The sequence below is a fragment of the Leisingera sp. ABM4_060 genome, assembly GCF_056158765.1.
In genome coordinates, this window is record NZ_JBSWTX010000001.1 from 2,108,255 (window position 1) to 2,132,785 (window position 24,531).

The 24,531-nt window shown below is 67.7% G+C and carries 17 protein-coding genes; 9 read left to right on the forward strand and 8 right to left on the reverse strand.

The features are described from left to right. The first annotated feature begins 4 nt into the window (after nt 1–4). From ACXAEH_RS10415 to ACXAEH_RS10440, 6 genes are read left to right on the forward strand one after another with little or no spacing between them, the layout of a single operon-like run. Nucleotides 5–1,015, forward strand: a complete 1,011-nt coding sequence (locus ACXAEH_RS10415; RefSeq protein ID WP_475032556.1) for a glycosyltransferase family 2 protein — start codon at nt 5–7, stop codon at nt 1,013–1,015. Further along, a complete protein-coding gene (locus ACXAEH_RS10420) occupies nt 1,012–5,577 on the forward strand; it encodes a MupA/Atu3671 family FMN-dependent luciferase-like monooxygenase (RefSeq protein WP_475032557.1) in 4,566 nt (1,521 codons plus the stop codon). Before ACXAEH_RS10415 ends, ACXAEH_RS10420 begins: the two co-directional genes overlap by 4 nt. Beyond that, nucleotides 5,574–6,263 (forward strand): 4'-phosphopantetheinyl transferase family protein, encoded by a 690-nt coding sequence (locus ACXAEH_RS10425; protein WP_475032559.1) that lies wholly within the window; start codon nt 5,574–5,576, stop codon nt 6,261–6,263. The genes ACXAEH_RS10420 and ACXAEH_RS10425 overlap by 4 nt, the downstream gene beginning before the upstream one ends. Then, on the forward strand, nt 6,263–7,195 hold the full coding sequence (locus ACXAEH_RS10430) for a hypothetical protein (protein WP_475035557.1): 933 nt from the start codon (nt 6,263–6,265) through the stop codon (nt 7,193–7,195). Before ACXAEH_RS10425 ends, ACXAEH_RS10430 begins: the two co-directional genes overlap by 1 nt. Next, nucleotides 7,192–9,693 (forward strand): hypothetical protein, encoded by a 2,502-nt coding sequence (locus ACXAEH_RS10435; RefSeq protein WP_475032560.1) that lies wholly within the window; start codon nt 7,192–7,194, stop codon nt 9,691–9,693. Before ACXAEH_RS10430 ends, ACXAEH_RS10435 begins: the two co-directional genes overlap by 4 nt. Beyond that, complete coding sequence (locus ACXAEH_RS10440; RefSeq protein WP_475032562.1) at nt 9,690–10,526, forward strand: glycosyltransferase family 2 protein; 837 nt, start codon at nt 9,690–9,692, stop codon at nt 10,524–10,526. The genes ACXAEH_RS10435 and ACXAEH_RS10440 overlap by 4 nt, the downstream gene beginning before the upstream one ends. Before the next feature lie 168 nt (nt 10,527–10,694). On the opposite strand, the gene ACXAEH_RS10445 is transcribed toward ACXAEH_RS10440, so the two are convergent. After that, on the reverse strand, nt 10,695–11,900 hold the full coding sequence (locus tag ACXAEH_RS10445) for a glycosyltransferase (protein ID WP_475032563.1): 1,206 nt from the start codon (nt 11,898–11,900) through the stop codon (nt 10,695–10,697). Nucleotides 11,901–12,134: 234 nt separating this feature from the next. Between ACXAEH_RS10445 and ACXAEH_RS10450 the strand changes: the two genes are divergently transcribed. After that, a complete protein-coding gene (locus ACXAEH_RS10450) occupies nt 12,135–13,505 on the forward strand; it encodes an oligosaccharide flippase family protein (protein WP_475032564.1) in 1,371 nt (456 codons plus the stop codon). 63 nt (nt 13,506–13,568) lie between these two features. On the opposite strand, the gene ACXAEH_RS10455 is transcribed toward ACXAEH_RS10450, so the two are convergent. The 4 genes from ACXAEH_RS10455 to ACXAEH_RS10470 all read right to left on the reverse strand — a co-directional run bounded on the left by ACXAEH_RS10455 (nt 13,569) and on the right by ACXAEH_RS10470 (nt 18,097). Continuing rightward, entirely contained in the window at nt 13,569–14,807 is a 1,239-nt protein-coding gene (locus tag ACXAEH_RS10455; protein WP_475032566.1) for a GumC domain-containing protein, read from the reverse strand. 102 nt (nt 14,808–14,909) lie between these two features. Further along, nucleotides 14,910–15,815, reverse strand: a complete 906-nt coding sequence (locus ACXAEH_RS10460; protein ID WP_475032568.1) for a CpsD/CapB family tyrosine-protein kinase — start codon at nt 15,813–15,815, stop codon at nt 14,910–14,912. 75 nt (nt 15,816–15,890) lie between these two features. Then, entirely contained in the window at nt 15,891–16,580 is a 690-nt protein-coding gene (locus ACXAEH_RS10465) for a sugar transferase (RefSeq protein ID WP_475035559.1), read from the reverse strand. A 506-nt stretch (nt 16,581–17,086) separates the two neighbouring features. Continuing rightward, nucleotides 17,087–18,097: an AraC family transcriptional regulator gene (locus ACXAEH_RS10470; protein WP_475032570.1), complete on the reverse strand. Its 1,011-nt coding sequence runs from the start codon at nt 18,095–18,097 to the stop codon at nt 17,087–17,089. Nucleotides 18,098–18,548: 451 nt separating this feature from the next. On the opposite strand from ACXAEH_RS10470, the gene ACXAEH_RS10475 reads away from it, so the two are divergent. Next, on the forward strand, nt 18,549–19,391 hold the full coding sequence (locus ACXAEH_RS10475) for a 2-dehydro-3-deoxygalactonokinase (protein ID WP_475032572.1): 843 nt from the start codon (nt 18,549–18,551) through the stop codon (nt 19,389–19,391). Between the two features lie 218 nt (nt 19,392–19,609). Here the strand turns inward: ACXAEH_RS10475 and ACXAEH_RS10480 are convergent, their stop codons facing one another. Together ACXAEH_RS10480 and ACXAEH_RS10485 are read right to left on the reverse strand one after the other, a co-directional pair. Continuing rightward, complete coding sequence (locus tag ACXAEH_RS10480; RefSeq protein WP_475032574.1) at nt 19,610–20,419, reverse strand: TIGR03084 family metal-binding protein; 810 nt, start codon at nt 20,417–20,419, stop codon at nt 19,610–19,612. Between the two features lie 91 nt (nt 20,420–20,510). Beyond that, nucleotides 20,511–21,524 (reverse strand): hypothetical protein, encoded by a 1,014-nt coding sequence (locus ACXAEH_RS10485; protein WP_475032575.1) that lies wholly within the window; start codon nt 21,522–21,524, stop codon nt 20,511–20,513. Between the two features lie 363 nt (nt 21,525–21,887). Between ACXAEH_RS10485 and ACXAEH_RS10490 the strand changes: the two genes are divergently transcribed. Beyond that, nucleotides 21,888–23,405: a hypothetical protein gene (locus ACXAEH_RS10490; RefSeq protein WP_475032577.1), complete on the forward strand. Its 1,518-nt coding sequence runs from the start codon at nt 21,888–21,890 to the stop codon at nt 23,403–23,405. A gap of 57 nt (nt 23,406–23,462) precedes the next feature. On the opposite strand, the gene ACXAEH_RS10495 is transcribed toward ACXAEH_RS10490, so the two are convergent. Further along, a complete protein-coding gene (locus ACXAEH_RS10495) occupies nt 23,463–24,356 on the reverse strand; it encodes a LysR family transcriptional regulator (protein WP_475032579.1) in 894 nt (297 codons plus the stop codon). Nucleotides 24,357–24,531: the final 175 nt, after the last annotated feature.

The following is a 24,531-nucleotide window of genomic DNA, read 5'->3' on the forward strand; positions in this document are numbered from 1 at the left end:
GAAAATGCAGCGCGTCCTGACCATCATCCTGAACTACCGCACCCCGGACATGACCCTTGAGGCCGCCGAGGCCGCCCTGCGCGGCATGGAGGACCTGCCCGGCGAGATCCTTATCGTCGAAAACGGCTCAGGCGATGAGTCCTGGGAACGGCTGCAGCAAGGCGCGCAGGACCGCGGCTGGCTGGACGGCACCCGCCTGCGGCTGCTGCGCTCCCCCGTCAACGGCGGCTTTGGCGCCGGCATGAACATTGGCATGCAAGCCGGCCTCGCAGACGGCAGCGCGCCGGAGTTCTACTATCTCCTCAACTCCGACGCCTTTGTGCAGGGCGACGCCATCCGCACCCTGCGCGACTTCCTGCTGGAACGCCCCGGCGCGGGCCTCGCGGGTTCATATGTGCGCGGCACAGACTGGGTGCCGCACCGCACCGCCTTCCGCTTCCCCTCCGCCGCGGGCGAGTTCGAGGCCGCCGTGCGCACCGGCATCTTCACCCGGCTGCTGAAGCCCTGGGTCGTCGCGATGGAGATGCCCCGGGAAGAGGTTCAGGTCGACTGGACCGCCGGCGCCAGCCTGATGATCCGCCGCGAGGTGATCGAGGAAACCGGCGGCTTTGACGAGCGCTTCTTTCTCTATTTCGAGGAAACCGACCTCTGCCGCCGCGCCGCCCACGCGGGCTGGCGCACCCACTATGTGCCGCAAAGCGAAGTCGCCCATGTGGGCTCCGCCTCCACCGGCATGAAGGGCTGGCGCCGCACCCCGCAGTACTGGTTCGACTCGCGGCGGCATTACTTCGTGAAACACCACGGCTACACCGGCGCCGCGCTCGCCACCCTGGCCCGCGTCACCGGCAGCCTGATCTACGGGCTGCGCCGCCTGATCTCGGACAAGCCTCAGGCAGACCCGCCGCATTTCCTGTCCGACCTGATCCTGCACGGGCTGCGCGCCACCTGCGGCCTGGGCCGCAAGACACCTTCGGAAACGCGCCCCCTCTCTCCGCTTGCAAAGGAGCAGAAATGACCTCTTTTTCCTGTGCCCTGATTGGGAGTGAATCCCTCTTGATCGGCTGCGCCGAGGCGTTGCTGGCGCGCGGCCACAGCATCAGCGCGGTGGTGACGCAGGACGCCGATATCCGCAGCTGGGCCGAGGACAAGGGGCTGACGGTGCTGGAAAATCAGCGTGATCTGACCGCGGGTTTTGACTGGCTGCTGTCGATTGCCAACCTCACCGTGATCCCGCAGGAGGTGCTGGCGCGCGCCGCCAAGGGCGCGGTGAACTTCCACGACGGCCCGCTGCCCCATTATGCGGGCCTCAACACGCCGAACTGGGCGCTGATCAACGGCGAACCGCAGCACGGCATCACCTGGCACCTGATGACCAGCGGCGTCGACGAGGGCGACATCCTCGCCCAGCGCCTGTTTGATGTGGCCGGGGATGAGACCGCCTTCAGCCTCAACTCCAAATGCTACGCCGCGGCAATGGACAGCTTTGGCGAGGTGATGGCGCAACTGGAAAGCGGCGATTTGCACCGCCAGCCGCAGGACCTGTCGCAGCGCCGCGTTTTCGCCAAATCCGACCGCCCCGCCGCCGGGGGCTTGCTGGATTTCACCCGCCCCGCCGCTGAACTGGCCCGGCTGGTGCGCGCCCTGGACACCGGCGGTTACTGGAACCCGATGTGCGCGGCCAAGCTGCGGGCCGGCGAGGCAGTGGTGCTTGCCGGCGCAGCAGGCATTGCAGAGGGCTCCGGCGCCCCGGGCGCGGTGCTGGACGTCCGCAAAGACAGCGTGACAGTTGCCACCGGCGACGGCGCGCTGACGCTGTCGCGCCTGACCACCTCTGCGGGCAAACCGGCGGATGTCTCCGGCCTCTTCAAGACGGGTGACGTGCTGCCCGCCCTGTCTGATGCCGCCGCCAGAACCCTCACCGGGCAAATGGCCGCGGCACAGGGCGGCGAAAGCCATTGGCGCAAGGCGCTTGCTGCGATGCAACCGGTTCAGATGCCGCTGGCGTCCAGCACCGGCTGCACGGGTTTTGCCCGCCGGGAGATCACCCTCCCCGCAGGCCTCAGCGAAGCGCAGGCGGCAGCCGGGGTGCTGGCCTGGGCGTTGCTTTGCAGCGGCGAGGCGGCCGCCGATGTGGCCCTGTCCGCTGGCAGCATGACTGCGGTTCCGGGGCTGATCTCCTCCTGGGTGCCGTTGCAGGCCCGGCGGGACGAAACCGTGGCCAGCCTGTGTGAACGCACTGCGCAGGGCATTGGAAATGCGCGGAAATACGGCGGCTTTGCCGAGGACCTGCTGGCGCGCGCGCCGGAGATCGCCGCACAATCGCAACCCGCCATCGGCCTGTCCCTGGGCAAGGGCGAACCGGTAGAGGGCTGCGCCGCAACCGCCGGCTGCACCGGCAGCGCAGTGGTCCTGCACACGGACACGTCCAAGCTTGACGAAGCGGCCGCCGGCCTGCTTGCCGCGCGGCTGGAGCTGGTGCTGGGCGCCATCGCCGGCGACCCGGGCCAAAGGGTCTCCGCCTTGCCCATCCTGCCCGATGCGGAACGCAAGATGCTGCTGCAGGACTGGAACCAGACCGCTGCGGACTACCCCGCAGACCTGACGATCCACGCCGCGTTCGAGGCCCAGGCTGCCAGAACTCCGGAGGCTGTGGCGCTGGAGTTCGAAGACCAGAGCTTTACCTACGCAGAGGCCAACGCCCGTGCCAATGCTGTGGCTGCACGGCTGCGTGACATGGGCGTAAAACCCGGCAGCCATGTGGGCATCCATATCCGCCGCGCGCCGGAGCTGGTCTTTGCTGCGCTTGGCGTCATGAAGGCCGGCGGCGCCTATGTGCCGCTCGACCCCGCCTACCCCGCCGACCGCATCGCACATTACATCAGCGATGCCCGGGCGCAGGTGATCGTGACCCAAGCCGCGCTGGCCGGCAGCCTGCCGGCCTCAGACGCACAGGTGCTGGAAATTGAAACTGTCCCCGCGGGGACAGGCGCCGCAAACATTGACGGGGGCGCTACTGGCAGCGATCTGGCCTATCTGATCTACACCTCCGGCTCCACCGGCCTGCCCAAGGGGGTGATGGTCACCCACGCCAATGTCTCGAACTTCTTCACCGGCATGGACGCCCGCATCCCGCATCAGCCGGGAGACAGCTGGCTGGCGGTGACCAGCCTCAGCTTTGACATCTCGGTGCTGGAACTGTTCTGGACCCTTTCGCGCGGGCTGAAGCTGGTTCTGTCCAGCGACGAAAGCCGGCTGGAGCTGTCCAAGGGGCCGGTGGCGCTGTCGGACAGGAAGATGGATTTCAACCTGTTCTACTGGGGCAATGACGACGGGCCGGGGCCGCAGAAATACCATCTGCTGCTGGAGGGCGCCAAATTCGCCGACCAGCACGGCTTCAACGCGGTCTGGACGCCGGAGCGGCATTTCCACGCCTTTGGCGGGCCTTATCCAAACCCCTCGGTCACCGGCGCCGCTGTCGCCGCGGTGACGCGGAACATCGGTGTGCGGGCGGGGTCTTGCGTCGCGCCCTTGCACCACAGCGCGCGGATTGCCGAGGAATGGGCGGTGATCGACAACCTGACCGCCGGGCGGGCGGGCATTGGTTTTGCCTCGGGCTGGCAGCCGGACGATTTCATCCTGCGCCCCGAGAACACGCCGCCCGCCAACAAGCCTGCACTGTTCGAAAGCATTGAAACCGTGCGCAAGCTGTGGCGCGGCGAGGAGGTGGGTTTTCCCCGCGGGGACGGCAGCGAACATGCTGTGATCACCCAGCCGCGCCCGGTCTCCAGGGAGCTGCCGGTCTGGGTCACCACCGCGGGCAACCCGGAGACCTGGCGCGAGGCAGGTGCGATCGGGGCAAATGTGCTGACCCATCTTTTGGGCCAGAGCATTGACGAGGTTGCCGGCAAGATCCGCATCTACCACGACGCATTGCGCAACGCCGGCCATGACCCCGCGGATTTCAAGGTCACACTGATGCTGCACAGCTATCTGGCCGGAACCCGCGAGGAAGCCCGCCGGGTGGCGCGGGAGCCGATGAAGGACTACCTGCGCTCGGCCGCCGGGCTGATCAAGCAGTATGCCTGGGCCTTCCCCGCGTTCAAGAAACCGGAAGGCGTGAAGAACCCGTTTGAGATGGACCTTGGCGCGCTGTCGGAAGAGGAGCTGGAGGCGATCCTCGACTTTGCGTTTGAGCGCTACTTTGAGGACTCCGGATTGTTCGGTACCATCGGGGACGCGTGCCAGCGGGTCGAGCAGCTGAAGCGCATAGGCGTCGATGAGATAGCCTGTCTGATTGACTATGGCATCGCGCCGGATGTGGTGCTGGAAGGACTGAAACCGCTGGCCGAAGTGCTGCGGCTGTCCAACGCGCCGCAGGAGCTGGCGGCGGATGACTTTTCGCTGGCAGCACAGATCGTGCGCCATGGGGTCAGCCACATGCAATGCACCCCGTCGATGGCGCGGATGATTGCAAGCGACAACGACGCCAGCGCCTGCCTGGGCCACCTGCAGCATCTGCTGGTGGGCGGTGAGGCGCTGCCGGGGGATCTGGTGCAAGCCTTGCAGGGGGCGACGGGCGCTGAAATTCATAACATGTACGGGCCGACCGAGACCACGATCTGGTCGACGGTGGAGAAAATCTCCGCTGTCCCCGCGGGGACAGCCGGGATTGGCACGCCGGTTGCCAATACTCAAGTCTACGTGCTGGATGAAAACCAAGCACCTGTCCCCGCGGGGACGCCCGGGGAATTGTACATCGGCGGAGCCGGGGTCACGGCAGGTTACTGGCAGCGTGAGGCGCTGACCTCTGAACGGTTTGTTAAGGCAGCGTTCGCGGCAACGCCCCTCTACCGCACCGGCGACCTGGTGCGCTGGACGGCCGGCGGAACCCTGGCCTTCCTGGGGCGCAGCGACCATCAGGTGAAGATCCGCGGCCAGCGGATCGAGCTGGGCGAGATCGAGGCCGCCATGGCTGCCTTCCCCGGTGTGACCGGTGCGGTTGCGGTGCCGCGCGGCGCGGCAGGTGCAGAGCAGCTGGCGGGCTATATCACAACCTCGGCGCCGGTCTCTGCGGAAGCTTTGAGACAGTCGCTGGCGGGCAGGCTGGCGGAGGTGATGGTGCCGGCCCATATCGTCACGCTGGAGGCTTTCCCGCTGACGCCAAACAAGAAAATCGACCGCAAGGCGCTGCCCGATCCGCTGCCCGGCCGGGCGGAGACTGCTCCGTCGGCAGCCTTGGACGATGGTGCGCAGGCGAAAATCGCCACGGTCTGGAGCCGGATCCTTGGTGTCAGCGGCATCGGGGCGCAGGACAATTTCTTTGCCCTTGGCGGCCATTCGCTGCTGGCGGTTCAGGCGCACCGGGAGCTGAAGGACGCGCTGGGCACGGCAAAACTGTCGATCACCGATATTTTCCGCTTCCCGACGCTGGCGGGGCTGGCGGCGCATATCGAGGGGCTTGCGGGCACCCCGGCAAATGCGGAAGAACAGCCGCAAGAGACCGCAGCTCCGGACCGCGCCGGCACCATGTCGAAGCGCCGCGCGATGCGGGCAAACCGCAGGGCAAGGGCCGGATGACAGGGATCAACAGCAAACTTGCAGAGCGGCTGGCACTGGTCCGGCCGCTTTTTGCCTCTGACGTGGCCTTGGCCGGGGCGGACCCGCTGGGCAACCCGCCCGCGCCCTACCCGGAGGAAGCCGCCGCCTTGTCGCCCAATGCGGTGGCCAAGCGGCGCAAGGAGTTTGCGGCGGGCCGGGACTCGGTCCGGCAGGCGATGCGGCAGCTGGGCTGGAAGCCGGAACCGGTGCTTGCGGGCAGCGACCGGGCACCCATCTGGCCCGCGGGGCTGGTGGGCTCGATCACCCATACCAAAAGCTGCGCCATGGCGGTGGTGGCCAGGTCCGGCGCCGTGCAGGGGCTGGGGATTGATGTCGAGGAAGACACGCCGCTGAAGGCAGAGCTGCAGCCCGCGATCTGCTCAGCGCGCGAGCAGGCCTGGCTGCAGGGCCAGGACAATCCGGGGCAGATGGCCAAGGTGATCTTTTCCGCCAAGGAGGCGGCCTATAAGGCGCAGTACAGCTTGAGCCGGGCGTTTTACGGGTTTGACGGGATGGAGCTGGAGTTCGATCTGGCCGCGGGTGCCTTTCAGGCCTTCTTTACCGCCGACCGGCCGCCGTTTGCGCGCGGCGAGGCGGTTGCGGGACGCTTTGCCATTGGTGCCGGGCTGATCATGACCGCGGCGGAAATCCGGGGGCGCGGATGATGGGGCGGCGGGGGTTTCTGGCCGCGGCGGGCGTGGCGGCCCTGGCCGGGCTGATGGTGTTTGCCACCCGCAGCCGCACGGTGCCCATACCGCCGCCGCTGGCGCCGCCCGAGGGGCCGTTGCAGGTGTTTCACCTGGGCCATTCGCTGGTCGGGCCGGACATGCCGCACATGCTGGCGCAGCTGGCGCCGCAGGGGCATGGCTATAACAGCCAGCTGGGCTCCGGCACGTCTTTGCGGGCGCATTGGGAGCCAGAGGAAAATATCCTCGACTTTGAGACCGCCAATAAGCCGCCTGCCTACCGGGACGCCAAGGCGGCGGTCGGCTCGGGCAAATACGGCGCGGTGGTGCTGACCGAAATGGTCGAGCTGCGCGATGCCCTGAGGTATTTCGACGGGGCCAGGTATCTGGGGAAATGGGCGGATCTGGCGCGGAGCGCCTCGCCTGCGCCGCGGCTTTACCTGTATGAGACCTGGCACCGCCTGGAGGATGCGGACGGCTGGCTGGAACGCATTGACGGCGATCTGGAAACTCTCTGGACCCGCAAGCTGCTGGGGCCGGACAGCCGCCGCAACCCCGGCCAGCCGGTCTATCTGATCCCCGGCGGCCAGGTGCTGGCGGCAGTGGCGCGGGCCGCTGAGGCCGGAGAGGTCCCCGGGCTGGCTTCACGTGAATCGCTGTTTGCCCGCACCCCCGAAGGCGAACTGGACGGCATTCATGTCAACGATCTGGGTGCCTACATTGTGGCGCTGACCCATTACACGGTGCTGTATCAGCGCGCGCCCCTGGGCCTGCCGCACCAGCTGGCCCGCCGGGATGGCAGCCCGGCGGAGGCAGTCAGCGCCGAGGGAGCCGCCAAGGTGCAGCAGATCGTCTGGGACGTGGTGCGCGCCCTGCCCCGCACCGGGGTTGCAGCTGGGGGGGCACGATGAACCTGGAGGCATTGATCACGTCGGTTGTGATGATCGGGCACTCGCTCATGGGGCATGACAACCCGGCGATGCTGGAGCAGCTTTTGGATGCGCGCGGCGAGGCCGTGGTCGAGGCGCAGATCATCAACGGCGCGCCGCTGAGTTATAACTGGCAGCACAGCGGCAGCGCCGAGGGCGTTGATTTACGTGAAAGGCTGCGCCAGCCGGCCAGCGCGGTGATCGTGACCGAGGCGGTGCCTCTGGCCAACCATCTGAAGTGGAGCGATACCGAAGGGGCCGTCACCCGGTATTATGAGCTGGCGCGGGCGGCAAACCCCGATGTGGATTTCTACCTGCAGGAAACCTGGCACAGCCTGAACAGCGGCACCGGGGCCGAAGTGCCCTTTGACGACGGCGCGGATATGCCGTGGCGGGCGCGGCTGGAGCAGGATCTGCCGCGCTGGCAGATGGTGGCGGATGCGGCCAGTGCCGCCACCGGCGGCGATGTGAAACTGCTGCCCGCGGGTCAGGCAATGGCGCGGCTGGACGATGCGATCCGGGCGGGCACCATGCCGGGGCTGAGCGGTATCCGCGATGTCTTTGCCGATGATATCCACCCCAATGCCACCGGCTTCTATTTTCTGGCGCTGCTGCAATATGCGGTGCTGACCGGCAAACACCCTGCCGGCCTGCCGCACCGGCTGGCGGACCGCTGGGGCAAGCCCTATGCGGCGCCCTCGCCGGAGCTGGCGGCGCGGCTGCAGGACATCGCCTGGGCGGCGGCGCGGGGCGGCTCTGTGCAAACCGCTGCACTGCCGCCGGAGCCAGGGGCGCTGCCGGGCGAGGCCGTGCTGCCGGTGCTCAACGCGGTGCAGGCCGAGGAGGCGCCGCTGGAGATCAGCCCTGCCCGCCAGCCCATCGCCATCAACCTTGCAAGCATCGCTGACTGGAGCACCCAGGCGCCGTTCCTGGATCATTTCAAGACCGCGCGGCCCTGGATCGGCCACCTGCCCCGCCGCTGGGGCGGTGCGGATCATGGCGATCTGCTGGCGGCCGGCTATCTGGACCCGGACGGCTGGCCCACCGCAATCCCGCCGGAGCTTGGCTCGATCGGCACGGTGATCCTGACCGACCTGCCGGAGCGCGCCGTGTCTCTTGCCGGCCGCTATGTGCTGCGGTTCGAGGGTCAGGGCATTGTCGAGGTCTCGGGCCGGGCGGAAAACGTGCGCTATGGCAAGGGCGAGGTGCGGTTTGATTACACCCCCGGTCCCGGGCCGGTCGAAATCCGCATCCAGCGCACCGGCCGGGACGGCGACTATGTGCGCAACATCTCAGTGGTCAAAGAAGAGCATCTGGAGGCCTTTGCCCGGGGCGCGCTGTTCAACCCGCTGTGGCTGGACCGGCTGGACGGGTTTGCGGCGCTGCGGTTCATGGACTGGATGGCCACCAATGACTCAAACCAGACCGGCTGGGAGGACCGGCCGCTGCCGCAGGATTACACCTGGGCGCTGAAGGGCGTGCCGGCGGAGGTGATGCTGGCGCTGGCCAATACCCTGGGCGCGGATCCCTGGTTTACCATGCCGCATATGGCGGATGATACCTATGTGCGCAACTTTGCCCGGCTGGCGGAACAGGGGCTGGACGAAGACCTGCGCGCCTATGTGGAGTATTCGAACGAGGTCTGGAACTGGCAGTTCCAGCAGGCTGCCTGGGCCGATGCCCAGGCGCAGGCGCGCTGGGGCGGCGAGGGCCTTTGGATGCAGTTCTATGGCGGCCGGGCGGCGGAAGTGGCGCAGATCTGGACGCAGGTGTTCGGTGAAGACAGCGGGCGGCTGGTGCGGGTGATCTCCTCGCAGACCGGCTGGCTGGGGCTGGAGGAGCAGGTGCTGAGCGCGCCCTTGTGGAAAGCAGAGCGGGCCGAGCGGCTGGCGCCTGCCGCCTATTTCGACGCCTATGCGGTGACTGGTTACTTTGGCGGCATTCTGGGCCTCAGGGAGCGCGCCGGGCAGGTCCGTGCCTGGATCGCGGACAGCCGGGAGCAGGCCCGGGCGGTGGCGGCGGAGCGCGGGCTGACGGGCGCTGCGGCAGCGGCATTTGCCAAGCGGCACCGGTATGATGCGGCCTCGGCCCAGGCAGGCGCGGAGCTGCGCGACGGGCTGATTTCGGGAGATCCCGCCGACACGCTGGCGGATCTTTTGGGCCGGGTGCTGCCCTATCATGCGGATGTCGCGCGGAAACACGGGCTGGCGCTGATCATGTATGAGGGCGGCAGCCATGTGGTGGGGATCGGCCCGATGGTGGAAGATGACGCGCTCACCGGGTTTTTTACCCATTTCAACTACACCCCCGAAATGGGCGCGCTCTACCGCGAACTGCTGGCGGGCTGGCGGGCGCTTGGCGGGTCGCTGTTCACCGCCTACGCCGATGTGGGGGTGCCCGGCAAATGGGGCAGCTGGGGCGCTTTGCGCAGTCTTAGCGACACGAACCCGCGCTGGGACGCGCTGGAGATGGTAAAATGAGCCTGCGGGTGTCGGTGCTGATCCCGGCCCATAACGAGGCCGCCTATATCGGGGCGTGCCTTGCCGCGGTGTTTGCTTCCGATCCGCTGCCCGCGGGGATGGCGGGCGAGGTTCTGGTGCTGGCCAATGGCTGTTCGGATGAAACGGCGGCCTTGGCGCGGGGCTTGGAAGCGCCTGCGGGCTGGGTGCTACGGGTGCTGGAGCTGCCCAAGGGCGGCAAGCTTGGCGCTTTGAACGCAGGCGATGCGGCGGCAAGCGGCGGTATCCTGATCTATCTGGACGCAGATGTTACAGTCAGCCCGGCGCTGATCCCGCAGCTGGCGGCAGCTCTGGCCGATGGTGCGCCGCGCTATGCCGGCGGCCGCCCGGCAGTGGCGCCCCCCCGCAGCACGGTCACCCGGGCCTATGCGCGGCTGTGGGCGCGGTTGCCGTTTTTCAACAGCGTGGCACCCGGATTTGGCGTCTTTGCCATGACCCGCGCGGGGCGCGCCCGCTGGGGAGACTGGCCGGATATCATTTCCGACGACACATTTGCGCGGCTGAGCTTTGCCCCGGAGGAGCGGGTGCAGGTCCCGGCGGGCTATAGCTGGCCAATGGTCGAGGGGTTCCGCAACCTGGTGCGGGTGCGGCGGCGGCAGAATGCGGGAGTGGCCGAGGTCGCGGCCCGCTATCCGCATCTGCTGGCCAACGGCGGCGGCGCGGCGCAGGGCGGCCCGTCGCCGCTGAGGCTGCTGCTGGCGGACCCGGCGGGGTTTCTGGTTTACGCGCTTGTTACTCTGGCGGTGAAAACGCCGCTCTTTGCCTCCCGCACCCGCTGGACCCGCGGCCGCTGACGCCGCTTTACGGCGGCCGGGGCGCTCCCGCGCCCGCAGGAGGCCCTGGCTGCGCCAGGCCACCCTTGGCGGCCTTGGGCCAGGCTCAGCGCCAAAGGCGCTGAGCCTGGCCCAACGGGAGCGGTGCATTTTCAAATGCACCGGCGACGGGCGGGAGAGCACCTGATGCTACTGACGGATAGCTTCGCGGAAATGCGCCGCGAGTTTTGCAGCCTCTGCGGCGCTGTCGTGCCGCGCCAGCACCCGCGCCCGTCCGGCCTGCCCCATTGCCTGCAAGTCCTGCCTGGAGGCCGCTGCCAGCGCCCGCACTGCCCCGGCCAGCGCAGCCTCATCGCCAGCCGGCACCAGCCAGCCGGTTTGCCCCGGCACCACCAGTTCCGGCGTGCCGGCAATATAGGTGGCTATCACCGGGCGGGCGGCTGCCATCGCCTCCATCACCACCATCGGCAGGCCTTCGGCAAAGGACGGCATCACCAGCGCATGGGCGCGGGCCAGCTCCTGCCGCACCCCGTCTTCGGCAAGCCAGCCGGTCAGGGTGATGTTCTGCTCCAGCCCGAGCGCCCGGATCGCGGCCTCCAGCTCCGGGCGCATTTCGCCGTCCCCGATCAGCGACAGATGCAGGTCCGGCAGGCCGCGCACCAGCTGCGCCATGGCCCGGATCAGCACCATCTGGCCCTTCTGTTCGGCAAAGCGCCCGATGGCCGCCAGCCGCAGCGGGCCGTCCGGCAGCGGCGCAGGATCCGCGAACCGGGCGGGCTCGATGCCGCAGTGCACCACTTTCAAGCTGTCCCATTTGCCAAAGGCGGCCCAGCGGCTGAGCTGGCTCTTGCCGAAACTGCTGACCGCCACAGTGAAGCGCGCCCGGCTGATCTTCCCGCCCAGCGACAGCGCGTGGGGCGCGTCGAACTCCTCCGGGCCGTGCACGGTGAAACTATAGCCCGGGCCGCCCAGCACATGCGCCAGCATCGCCACCGCTGCGGAGTTGGTGCCGAAATGCGCATGCATATGCTGGACGCCCTCCGCCGCGCAGCGCTGTTTCACATGGGCCGCCTCGCCCAGGTAGATCAAGTGCCGCAGGACACCCTTGTCCGAGGCGCGGGCCAGTTTCAGCGCCAGCCGCAAGGCGTGCGCAAACCGGCCTGGCGATGCGGTTTCGCACGCCAGGGCCGCCAGCAGCCGCAGGGACCCGGCCTGCAGCACATATTCGGTGCGCGCCGCCTCGGCCTGGTCGCCGGGGTCCACCAGGGCCGCCTCTGATGGGCGCATTGCAAGGCGGGTGATCTCCAGGCCTTGGGCCTCCAGCGCCAGCAGCTCGCGGCGGATGAAGCTGTGCGAGGGCTGCGGGTAGGTGTTCAGGACATAGGCGGTTTTCAACGGTGCAGGTTCCGGGCAAAGGCAAGGGCTGGCGGCAGGTTAGCGGCGGAACCGCGGCTTGCCCAGCACCCTGCGCCGCTTGTCTCGCAGCCGTGGAGAATGCGGCACAGAGCACAGGATTGTCAGTTAAATTCAGGCTTTTGGCCGCAATCCCCTGCCCCGCGGCCCGCTGTGATTGACGCCCCCGCGCCGCGCCCCTAGCCTTTGGTCAGAGCATGGGGGGCAGAGAGGGACATGCAGCGGGTTGCATCGCTATTTGCAGGCCAGGGGATGATGGCGCGGGTGCTGCGCTCGGCCTCCTGGCTGATGCTGGGCTATGGCGGCAGCCAGGCCTTGCGGCTGGCCTCGAACCTGATCCTGACCCGGATCCTGTTCCCCGAGGCCTTTGGCCTGATGGCGCTGGTCACGGTGGTGACGGTGGGGCTGTCGCTGTTCTCGGATGTTGGCATCGGACCGTCGATTGCCCAGAACCGGCGCGGTGACGATCCCGATTTTCTGGATACCGCCTGGACCATCCAGGTGATCCGCGGCTTTGGGTTGTGGGCGGCAACGGCGCTGCTGGCCTGGCCTGCGGCGGCGTTTTATGGCGCGCCGGAGCTGCTGCTGTACCTGCCCATTGCCGGCGCCGGGCTGGCGATTGCGGGCTTCAACCCGACCCGGATCGAGACCGCGCACCGGCATTTGCTGGCGGGCCGTGTCACGGCGCTGGATCTGGGCGGCCAGATGATCGGGCTGGCGGCGATGATTGCGCTGGCGCTGGTCACCCAGTCGGTGATCGCGCTGGTGCTGGGCGGGGTGATCCAGGCGGCGGCCAAGCTGGCCTTGTGCCACTATGGCCTGCCGGGTGCCGTGAACCGCTTCCGCTGGGAGAAGGCGGCGGCAGGCGAGCTGATCCATTTCGGCAAGTGGATTTTCCTGTCCACCGCCTTCTGGTTCCTGACTTCGCAGGGCGACCGGGCGATCCTGGGGAAATTTGTCCCGCTGGAGGTGCTGGGCATCTACAACATTGGCTATTTCCTGGCGAGCTTTCCGATGCTGCTGGGCCATGCGGTGAACCAGCGGCTGATGATACCGGTCTACCGCGACAAGCCCGCACGGGCAGCGCCAGAGAACCTGCAGCGGCAGCGGCAGCTGCGCGCCGGGCTGACCGCGGGCATTCTGGCAATGCTGCTGATGATGGCCTGGATGGGGCCCTGGCTGGTGCAGATCCTGTATGACGACCGCTATGTCCTGGCCGGGCCGATGATCGTGCTGATTGCGCTGGCGCTGGCGCCGGCGGTGATCACCATGACCTATGACCAGGCGGCGCTGGCAGCGGGCGACAGCCGCGGCTTCTTTGTGTTCTCCGCCGCGCGGGCCTGCCTGCAGACGGGCCTGTTCCTGGGCGGGGTGGCCTGGTTTGGCCTCGCGGGCGGCATTGCGGCGCTGGGGCTGGCGATGCTGGCGGCCTATCCGGTGCTGGTGCGGCTGGCCCGCAAACATCACGTCTGGGACCCGCTGCATGATGGCGCTTATGCGCTGCTGACACTGCTGGCGGGCGGTGCGGCGCTGAGCTGGCATTGGGCGGAGATCGCAGAGATGACAGCTGCCCTCAGCGGCCCCTGAGCACGTCTTGCAATCAGACCGCATTGGGCTGCCCCCCTGCCGGAAGGCGAAGGGATCTATTTGCTAAGTCTTGCGCCGGAACCAGCCGCGGCGTGTCCTTGTGTCCATCACCGGGATTGAGACCACCGGCATCAGCCCGGTTTCGCGCTCCATCTGCGCGGCGGTGCGCAGCACCGGGCGGCGCAGTTCCAGCAGGAAGGCGGCCAGCAGCGCCAGGATCAGGCTGGCGGCAGCGCCCATCAGCGCCTTGGTCTTGCGGGCGCCGGTCACCGGGTAGTCCGGCAGGGGCGCCGGTTCGAGCACGGTCAGCCGCTCGGCCTGGCGGGAGGTTTCCAGGCGGAAACCCACCTCTGCCTCGTTGCGCCGGGCGGTCATCTGGCCAAGCTCGCCCTGCAACTGCGCCAGGCGGCGGTCATAGGCACCCAGCTGGCGCTCGACCTCGGGGGTGGTCTGCAGCGAGGCCTCCAGCTCTGCCTTGCGCGCGCTCAGCAGTGCCTGCTGGGCGTCCAGGGTGGCCAGCTGCTGCGCGGCCTCGGCTTGCAGGCGGCGGGCGGTGGCGGGGCGTTCGGTGGCCTGGGCCTGGTCGGCGGCGCGGCGGATCTCGATACGCTCGCGGGCGATCTCCAAGAGGCCCTCGTTCATCGCCGCAATCTCGGCACGGCGGAATTCGATGGTGCCGGGCAGGGTCACGTCATTGGCGTTGCGGTAGGCGGCGATCTCATCCTCGAGCGCGGCGACCTGATCGGCCAGCGCGGCCTCCTTTTCGGCAAAGAAGCTGAGGGTCTCGCGGGCCTGGTCGATGCGGGTGGCGGTGCTGAGCTCGATGGTGCGGCGGCCAAACTCGCGGGCCACCTGCTGCGCCTGTTCGGCGGTGGGCATGCGGGCGGTGATGGTCAGCACCGAGATGGTGCCGTCATCGGCAAAGCCTTCGCGGGCAGCGGCGACGCCTGTGATCCGCACAAACTCGCGCAGGAGCACCACCTTTTGCAGCTCGGTGAGCGCTTCCATATCGGCGTAGAGGCTGAATTTTTCGATGATTTCCAGCACTGTGCCGCGCGCCATCAGGCGCTGTTCGATCAGCTGCATGCGGCGGGCGGAGGAGCCCTCGACAGTGGATTTCGCAAGTTCGCCGGCGATCTGCGGCTGGGTGATCTGCAGCACCTCGGCGGTTTCGTATTCATGGCTCTGGCTGGCCGCGAACCACAGCGAGGCCAGGCAGCCGAGGGCAAACACGCAGAAGATGGTGAACAGCCTGCGCCGCACCATGTCCAGGAAATCGCCCAGTGAATAGATAGGACCCATCTGTCTGCTCTCTTGCCCCGGCCATTGCCCGTCCGGTTGCCGTTTCCAATCCGCTGCCCGGATTTTGACCATAGCAACCGGGCAAAACTATGGCGCCTTTTGCTAGCTCAGCGGGCTGTCAGCGCGGCGGGCGCGGTTCAGCACCACACCCAAAAGCTGGGTGTGGCCGGCCAGCATCTTCTCGCAGGCGGCCAGCTGGGCGGCGGTGGTGGCGGTGCCGTCCGAGATCAGCAGAACCGCGTCCACCTGCGGCAGGAAGGCGGCGGTGTCATCATGCTCCAGCACCGGCGGCAGGTCGAAGATGGCAGTGTCTGCCGCGCTGCGCAGCATCAAGTCGTCCAGCGCGGCGGTACAGCCGCGGCCATGCAGCAGCTCGGCCGCGTCCTGATCCGCAGTGCCATTGAGGCCAACCGCCAGCGAAGGCATGGGGCGCAGCAGCTGGTCTTCCATCTGCACCGCGCCGGAGAGAAACCGCGCAAGATCGCCATGGGGCTGCATGCCAAGTGCCCGGGCCACGCCGGGGCGGCGGAAATTCATGTCCATCAGGACGGTGCGGCTGCCCGGCACCCGGGCCAGGCTGAGGGCCAGATTGACCGCCGAAAACGTGGTGCCGCAGCCTGCCGAAGGCGCGGTCACTGCCACCCGCTTCCAGCCGCGGTCCTTCAGCGTGTGAAGAAGCCGGGTGCGCAGGAGGTCAAAGGACTTGGCCGCGGGGTCGCGGCGGAAGCGGCTGACCAGCGGCAGGCCGGCCTTTGCCTGCGCCGCGGTGTCAAAGGGCAGTTGGCGGATCCGGTCCCAGGGTTCGGGCAGGGTTGCGGGCAGCTGCGCGGCAGCCGCGGCCAGCGGCCTGCCGGCGGAGGGCTCCGCCGCGGGCGCCATTGCCGCCGGGGCGGCGCGGCGGCGGCGGAAGCGCTTGAAGCCCTGCTCGCTCATGCCGGTGTCTTCTCCCTGTTGCAGGCCATGCGCCGGGCTGGCGGCAATCGCCCCTGATACTGCAAAATGCTTCACAACCGCGTTCCCCGCAATGGCTGGCTGAACGGCAGCAGGCGCCGGGCGGCGGGCCTGCAGCGGATCAGACAGAGGTTAATATCCCGTCCCCTTCAGCACCACGCCAACGGTGCGCCAGATCAGGCCGAGGTCGAGGCCCAGCGACAGCCCCCGCTGATACTCGATATCTGCCCGCACCCGGCTGCCAAAGCCGTCCTCGTTGCGGACCGACACCTGCCAGAGGCCGGTGATCCCGGGGCGCAGCGCAAAATAGGCCCGCGCATCGCCATAGAGCGGCAGCTGCCCGGGCATCATCGGCCGCGGCCCGACCAGGCTCATGTCGCCCCTAAGCACGTTCCACAGCTGCGGCAGCTCATCCAGCGACGTGGCGCGCAAGACGCGCCCGACCCGGGTGATGCGCGGATCGTTCTTCAGCTTCTGGGTCTCGTCCCATTCGCGGCGCAGCTCCGGGTCGCTGTCCAGATAATGCTGCAGCAGCGCGTCGGCATCGCGCACCATGGTGCGCAGCTTGAGGATGCGGAAGGCGCGCCCGCCGCGGCCCAGGCGCGCCTGGGTGTAGAAGGGCCGGCCGCCTTCGAGCCACAGCGCCGCGGCGCAAAGGGCGATCACCGGCAGCACCAGCGGCAGGCTCAGCAGCACCAGGGCCACGTCCAGCAGCCTCTTGCCCGCGGAGGCATAGCTGCCGGCAGCAGCCTGCCGCCCGGCCTGCCCGGCCTGGGCCAGGTTTTGCAAGGCCGCATTCATATTCGCCGGCTGCATGCGCATAGGCTGCACGGGATTAGCAGCCTCGGCCGGCCGCCTGCCCTGAACCTCAACCTGCACAAAAGACAGCCCCGCCCCGCCGGGAACCATGTCTTTCATTCCAATACCCCCGCTCTTCCGGCCGCAAAACAGCCGGACAGCTGTCCCCCCCGGGACTGGCTGTTCACACTTATACCGGGCGTTCCGGCGGCTATCGGCCGCGGACTGCCATCACTGATTTTCAGCTTCAAAACGGGGCGCGCCCCCACGCGCCCGCGCCGGTTTTTTCCGTTGCCGCTCCAATTCCAGCGGCAGTGCATAACTGCACCCAACCCTAATTAGGGCAATTTTAGGCAAATGCGCGCAAATTGTGAAAAAACCCGGTCAAACTTCTGAAACAGCAAGATTTACAGCAGCGCCAGGGAAACAATCGGGGAAATTGGCGGCAATTGTCCGCATGACGTGCAAAAGGCAGCAGAATCAGAAAGGCGCAGCACCGGATGCAAGCCGGCCAGCGTCCGCTTTCCTCCTCAGCGCCCCCGGAATTGACCGGGGCTTTGGCCGGTCCAGCGCCGGAAGGCCTCGCTGAAGCTGCTCAACCCGGAATAGCCAAGCAGATAGGCGACCTCAGCCAGCGCCAATTCGCTCTCCCGTAGATAGCGGATTGCCAGGGCTTTGCGCAACTCCTCCAAAATAGCGAAGTAGCTGGTGCCCGCCTGAGCCAGCCTGCGCGACAGGGTGCGCGGGCTCATGCCCAGGTCCGCGGCCACATTGCCCAGCGACGCCGACCCGTCCGACAGCCGGGCAGAGACCGCCTCCCCGACCTGGGCTGCAAGGCCGCTGCCTTGCCTGGCCTGCCCGCCAAGCAACCGGTCGCCATAGGCGCGCAGGAGCCGCAGGAGCCGCCGGTCGGCGCTGGCCAGCGGCAGCTCCAGGTCTTCCGGTTTGAAGACCATCCGGCTGCGCGGGGCGCCGAATTGCACCGGGCAGCCGAAATAGGCTTCGATCTCTGCGGTGCCGGTGCTGCGCGGATGGATGAAGGCCGCCTCGCGCGGTTCGATGCGAAGCGGTGCCGCCTCGCGCAGGGCGGCAAAGAAAGCGGCCGCCAGGAATTCGGTATACTGTTGCGCCTGCCCGGCGGCCGGATCCTTGCAGTCCCAGGCGCATTCGCCATGCGAGGCAAGCCGGGAGGTATCGAGCTGCCAGGCATCGCTCATCACCGCGGCATAGCGGGCGGTGTTGCGCAGGAAGCAGCCCACCGAAGGCGAGCTGCAGGCAATGTAGCCCAGCAGCCCGGCATGGCGCAGGTCGCTGCCGCAGCCGAGGCGGAAGCCGAACAGCGGATCACCGGACAGCTCCGCCGCGTGGGAGAAGAACCCGGCGACCGCGGTAAAGGGAGCGGTTGGATCTTCCTGGTCCAGCAGAGACTGGCTCAACCCGGTTCCGGCGAACACAGCGGCGGGCGTGTGGCCCTGCTCCAGCAGCCGGCGGGCGGCCAGCTGGGCGGAAAACGCGTATTGGGGCGGCGGGGTCTCTGGCATTAACGGGTGCCTCCTGGCGGTTTGCGGGTTGCGGGGTTTGTCAGTATTCCTTGCTGTCTTCGCGGTTGTCCGGCACAGGGACAGGGCACGGCGCGGCGGGGCAGAAGGCTGTCTGCCGCATCCTGCCGCCTGCCCCGGCGCACGCCTTGGAGGCGTGCCTTCCGGGTGCGGTGCAGCCTTTCTGCTGCGGTCCGGACCGGCGGAGCGCGGTGCCGCCCCGGGTCTGGAAGTGTCCATATGTTACCGGATTTATGGGCCCGGGCGCAGGCCTGCCCGGGCGGTCTTTTGCTTAAATCCCGGGCACTTTAGCCTATGACGGGCATACCTGCGGCGCCGGCCTTCTCCTAACGGGTATTTGCACCTGTACGAAGGGATGGGGCGGCGTCTTGCCGGGCATGGGAATCACCGCCATAACCACCGCAGACGAGATGGCAGAGGACGCGAGGACACCATGGCCTTTCCCCGCAGCGGCGCCTGGCTGGCCGCCAATCAGGATGAAAACACGCTGACCGCCTGGGAGGTGCGCGATGGCACGCCCGGCCCCGCCCGGGTGCTGCATCTGCAGAGCAGCGCGCCGGCCGCCGTGGCGGACGGGCTGCGGCAGGTCCTGGCGGGCGGGGCCTGCCCGGTGGTGCTGGGCGGCAGCCCCTGGGCGCCGCTGCAGCCGGTGCCGGTGCCGCTGGCGGAACTGCCGCTGGCGGAACTGCGCCTGGAGGATCTGGCGGTGCAGGCCCTGCCCGCCTTAGGCCAGGGCGCGCCTTGCGCGGTGATGCGCGGTGCGGTGGCCCGGCTGGCCGGGTTCCTGCGGCTGAACCCCGAATGGGACGGAGTGGTCTGCCTGGCCGGGGAGGTGACCCATTGGGTGCAGGTGAGCGCCCGCGAGGCGGTGAGTTTTCAAAGCAGCCTGACCGGGCGGCTGGCGCGCGGCGCAGCGCAGGGCATCGGGCTGGAGGCGGCCGGGGCCTGGGACAGGGCGGCGCTGGCAGCGGCGGTGGATGATGGCCTCGCCAAGCCGCAACTGCTGGCAGCCCGGCTGGCAGAGGTGCAGGCGGCGGCAGAGCTGGGGCAGATCAGCGCCGACAGCGCGCTGGGGCGGCTTTGGGGCTTGTTCCTGGGGGCCGAACTGGCGGCAGCCCGGCCCTATTGGCTGGGCCAGAACCTGGCGCTGATCGCCGGTGAAACGCTGCAGCCCCTTTACGCCGCTGCGCTGGAGGCACAGGGCCTGCCGGTCACCCTGACCGATCCCGGCCGGATGGCAGTGGCAGGCCTGGCCGGCGCAAGGGGCGGCGGCTGAACCTGCGAGGCTTTGCCAAAACCCGGTCCGCCGCCCTGACTGGCAGGCAAGCCCCTTGCAAGGAAACCGGGCTCTCCCGCGCCTGCAGCTGCCCCGGCGGTGCCGAGCCCCCTTGGCAGCCTTGGGCGTAGCGCCGCGCAGAGCGCGGCGCTACGCCCAACGGGCTGAGGCCTTCCGCCAGGAAGGGTGAAGCCGGGCGGGAGTGCGTCCCTGCTCCGTCAGCTGCGTGACGGCTCCGTCTTGAAACGCACGCCTTTGCCGGGCGGGTCTTCGGGCGGGCCGGCAAAGCACTGGGCGATGCGCATCCAGCTTTGGGCGGTGGCGCCCGCAAGCCGCAGCCCGGTGTCTTCAAGACTGCGCACCTGAGCCGCCACCTGGGCGAATTCCACCGCCGTGCCTTTGACGAAATTGTCCGCTTGCGGTGCATTCCATTCCCAAACGGCGCCGGACGGCCCGGTCAGCTGCACATGGGGTGCAGGCTCCGGCACCTGCAGCCCGCGGTTCCGGAAACTCCAGCCATAGGTCGCCACCCCCAAATGCGCGATGTTGCGGATGCGGTCGAGCTCCTGCCGCTCCTGCCCCAGAAGATCGAACACCTCCTGGCCATGCGCCCAGGTCTCCATCTGCCGCGCCGTCACCGAACTCAGCGCGCTCATGTCCGGGCCGACCCATTTCAGCCGCGCCTTGGGGTCGGCGCCGGCAAAGGCATCAGCGCAGGCCTCGGCCCCCGCTTTCCACGCGCCGAACAAGGCCCGGCCCGACAGCCCGTTCAGCCAGGGGAACTGGCAGTCCAGGATGGGTTTGCCGGCCTGCATGTCCCTCAGGACCGGCGCGATGAAAGCCGCAAAGGCCTCCTCCCCCTGCAGCGATGCCCCGGCCGCAGCGTTGAACAGATGCAAATGGCCCAGCACATGATCGATGGTCCAGCCCTTGAACTGGGTCGGCTGGCGGAACTCGGCCTCTGGCAGGTCCTCCAGGATTGCCGCCAAGGCGCGGCTTTCGGCGCGGAAATCTTCGGCCTGCTGCATGGTTTCCCCCTTCTCACGTGCTGCAAAAGCATAACGGCCCGGGCTTCCTGCAAGAAACCCGGACCGCACGTCACATCGGGGAGAAAGAGGCTCAGCTCTCGGACATCGCCGTGAAGGCCTTGCCCGCGGCCTCGAAATTGCGGCTGAGCGGCGCAGTGAGCCGGGACTGCGCCGCATAATACGCACCGGTGCGGCAGAGCTGGGCGGCAAACTCCGGATGCACCCCGGCATCGTCGAATTTGCGCACCTTTTCCTGGGTCAGCCAGCCGCGGCTCTTCACTTCTTTCTGGATCAGCTCCAGCCGCTGCACGCAATGCAGCGCGGTATAGGCCGAGAGATACTCCAGGTAAGCGCCGATCTCATGGCCGCAGCCCGGATCGAAGGTCTCGATCATCACGTCGGCCATCTTGCCGGGTGCGATGGGCCAGGTTTCATCCCCGATCAGCCAGGCGAAATCCTCGGCGCCGTGGCGCAGGCCGGCATATTCGAAATCGAACCAGCGGACAAAGCCGTCCTCGCCGATCGCCGCATTGCCGGAGCGGCAGTCCCATTTGAGGAACTGCACGCCGGGATGTTCCATGTATTCCGCCACCGCCGGGTAATCGAAAGCCTCCGGGATGCCCATGGAATAAGCCTCCAGCGCCTCCACCGAGCTGACGAAGTTGCGGATCCAGCTGCGGTTGGCCCCCAGATGCGGAAGCACCGTATGCAGCTCTGTCTTGCGGGCGGCGGCCTGGATGCGGAAGATCGCGGCGCAGGCCTCGGCGGCCAGCTCCAGCTGGTCGCCCTCCTCGTGCTCGATGATCTCCTCGCTCAGCCGGGTCGCACCGGTGTCGGACTGGAACAGCACGTCATTATGCACCCCCAGCACCTTGGGGATGTCGTCGCAATGGGGCGCCAGCTGCTCCAGCACAAAGGCCTCCAGATGGGTGCGGCGGAAATTGGCGCGCAGGGTGGCGATGACGGTGCGGTCCTTGAAATGCAGCCGCAGCGAGGAGCGCGACTTGCCGCCCGGGGCGGTGATCTCCACCGGCTCCTCGCCGAGAACTTCCCAGGCCGCGCCCGCGATATACGCGGTGCGGTCATCGAATTTGCCGTCAGCCATACCCTGTGCCCTTTCCCAACCCGCCACGCGAAAAACGGCGCGGCGCACCCCTGATCGCTTAACCCTTTAGCGGGTAAAGAGGGCGTTTTTCGGGACAGATTGGGGCAATTCCAAAGGGCCGACCCCCGATTCGCGCCCCGGTTGCCTATGCCTGCCGCAGCCATTGGACGGAAACCCGGCACAATTCCGAAAGGCTCCGCCGGATTGTTTCCTTCGGCGCGCGCTGAAACCGGTAATTTGGCTAAAATGCGCCGAAAATTTGGCCCTTCCTGCCCGCTTTCCTACCCTCGTCCAATGCGCGCCTGCGGCCTGCCGAAAGCCGCGGTGCAAATGTGATTCAAGGTTTTGCCTGGGGGGTAGGAAATGGGCCGGGGACATTATTCATGGGGCTGGGGGGGCGGTCGCTCGTCCTGGGCAGGCAAGCAGGCTTGCGGCGGCAACAGCTATTACAACGGCGGCGTGCAAGGCGGCAATTTCAGCCGCTGGTATGACGGCAACCTGTCCGACCGCTATGGCTGGAAGGGCAAGGGCTATAAGTCCTGGCAGAAGAACCGCGACGAGGATGAAGACGGAACCGGCAGCACCAAGGGGTCTGACGGAACCAGAGGGTCTGATGGCACCAAGGGATCCGATGGAACCAAAGGGTCCGGCGGCACCAAGGGATCCGATGGAACCAAAGGGTCCGGCGGCACCAAGGGGTCCGGTGGAACCAAAGGGTCCGGCGGCACCAAAGGGTCCGGCGGCACCAAGGGGTCCGGTGGAACCAAGGGGTCCGGTGGCACCAAAGGGTCCGGTGGCACCAAGGGGTCCGGTGGAACCAAGGGGTCCGGTGGCACCAAAGGGTCCGGTGGCACCAAAGGGTCCGGCGGCACCAAGGGGTCCGGCGGCACCAAGGGGTCCGGCGGCACCAAGGGGTCCGGCGGCACCAGGGGCTGTGGCGGCAAAGGCCATTACGGCAAGAAACATTGGTGGTACCGCGAGGAGGATGACTGGAACGACGGCTCCGGCGGCACCCGCGGTTCGGGGGGATCAGGCGGCACCCGCGGGTCGGGCGGGTCCGGCGGAAGCCATGGCTGCGGCAGCGGCACCCGGGGCTCCGGCACTGGTGGCTCTGGCACCGGCGGCACCAAGGGAAGCGGTGGAACCAAAGGGACCGGTGGAACCAAGGGATCCGGCGGTGACGGCAATGGCGGTGGTGACGGCAAGACCTCGGTCTTCTTCGAGATCGGCGGCAATGGCGACCCAAGCGTGACTGTCGAAGTGCTGCAGACGCCGGAGAACCAGCTGTTCATCAAGCTGGAGCCCACCTCCTTTGACGGTGAGGTCGCGGATATCGACGGGGTGTTCTTCAACTTCGCAAATGAAGCCAAGCTCGACGGGCTGAACTTCTTTCCGGATGAGAACGCGCTGCCGGTCACTGGCCACGAGGCCAGCGCCAATGCGGTCAACCAGCTGGACGATGGCGCCACGGTGCCGGAGAACTTTGACGCCAAGGTGCAATTCGGCCAGGTGCCGGACAGCACCGAGGGCACCGTGACCAATGCCAACTTTACCCTGTGGTCCGATGCCGGGCTGTCGCTGGAGGACATCGACCTCAGCAGCATGTCGCTGGTGATCAGCAACCCGGACGGCTCGCAAGAGGTGCTGGAGGGCGGCTATGACCCGGCGGCGGCAGCCAGCACCGGTACCGGCTATGCCAATGGCGGGGTGAGCGGAGATGGGCTGAGCAACTGGTATGACGCCAATCTTGCGGGCCAGTTCAGCGGCAGCAGCGAGCCCGGCACCGAGGACATCATGGCGCTGATGAACCAGCCGGTGGGCGGCACCATGCCCGGCACCGGTGCCAGCGGCGGCTCGGGCGGCATGTACGATTACGCCTGAGCCTCTGCGGTTCCGTAAACACCAGGGAGGGCGCCTGCCGGTGCCCTCTTTTTGTCTTTAATGCAGGTAATCCGGCACATGCTGGCCTGCCTCTTGCAGCAGCCAGGCCGCCACCCGTTTGGTGAGCGGGCGCGCGGCCTCCAGATCAATCGCCTGAAGCCCGTGGAACTTGCCAGGCATTCGTTTGCCGGGCTGGATTTCCAGCAGAGCGCCTGACTTGATCGCCGCGTTGGCAAAGGGATGCGCCACCAGCGCAGCGCCGGCCCCTGCGCGTGCCAGATCAAGGGCGGCGGCCATCGAATTCACCTGCAGCATCCGCCCGTCCAGTGGCACCCGGCCGCCGGTGGCGGCGCGCCAGGCGGGCCAGGTGCCGCGCGGGCCTGCGGTCTCGATCAGCACGCCGCGGCCCCAGTTTTCACCGTGCGCAGCAAGGTAAGACGGCGCGCAGACCGCTTGCAGGCTTTCGCGCACCAGCGGCAGGAAGGTGGAGGTGGCGGCCTGTTCATAAGTAAAGACAAGGTCATCGCGGGCCGCCCGGCTGCCGCTGGCCTGATAGTCGATGGTGAGGCTGATCTCAGCTTCCGGAATGTCCGCCATCAGCCGCCGCAGCCGCGGCAGCAGCCAGAGGCTGGCGAATGTGGGGGAGTAGCACCCGATGCTGACCACATTGCGGCGGGAGGCGGTGAACAGCCGCGAGGTAGAGACCGACAGCGACTGCAGCGCGTCGGCCACATGCGGGTGGTAGGCCAAGCCTTCGTCCGTCAGCACCACATGGCGGCCGCGGCGTTCGAACAGGGCGGCATCCAGTGCCTGCTCCAGCTTGCGGATCTGGATCGAGACCGCGCCTTGTGTCAGCTGCAGCTCTTCCGCCGCCTTGGTGAAATTCCGGTGCCGGGCGGCGGCGTCAAAGGCCGCGAGCCACGAGAGATTGAGGTTCGAGTCGCTCCACACCGCGGGCTATCCCATTAAATTTTTCGCATCTGGCGATGAAAATACCCGAGCCAAACCCTGTTTTGACAGGGGGAGTGTGTGAAGCTTTTGTGAATTTTCTGAAAGCCTTAGCGGCGCAGCCCGCCGCAGCGCCTTGAAAACAAGGGGCCTGGGGCGCGGCTTGCCGAAAGGGCGC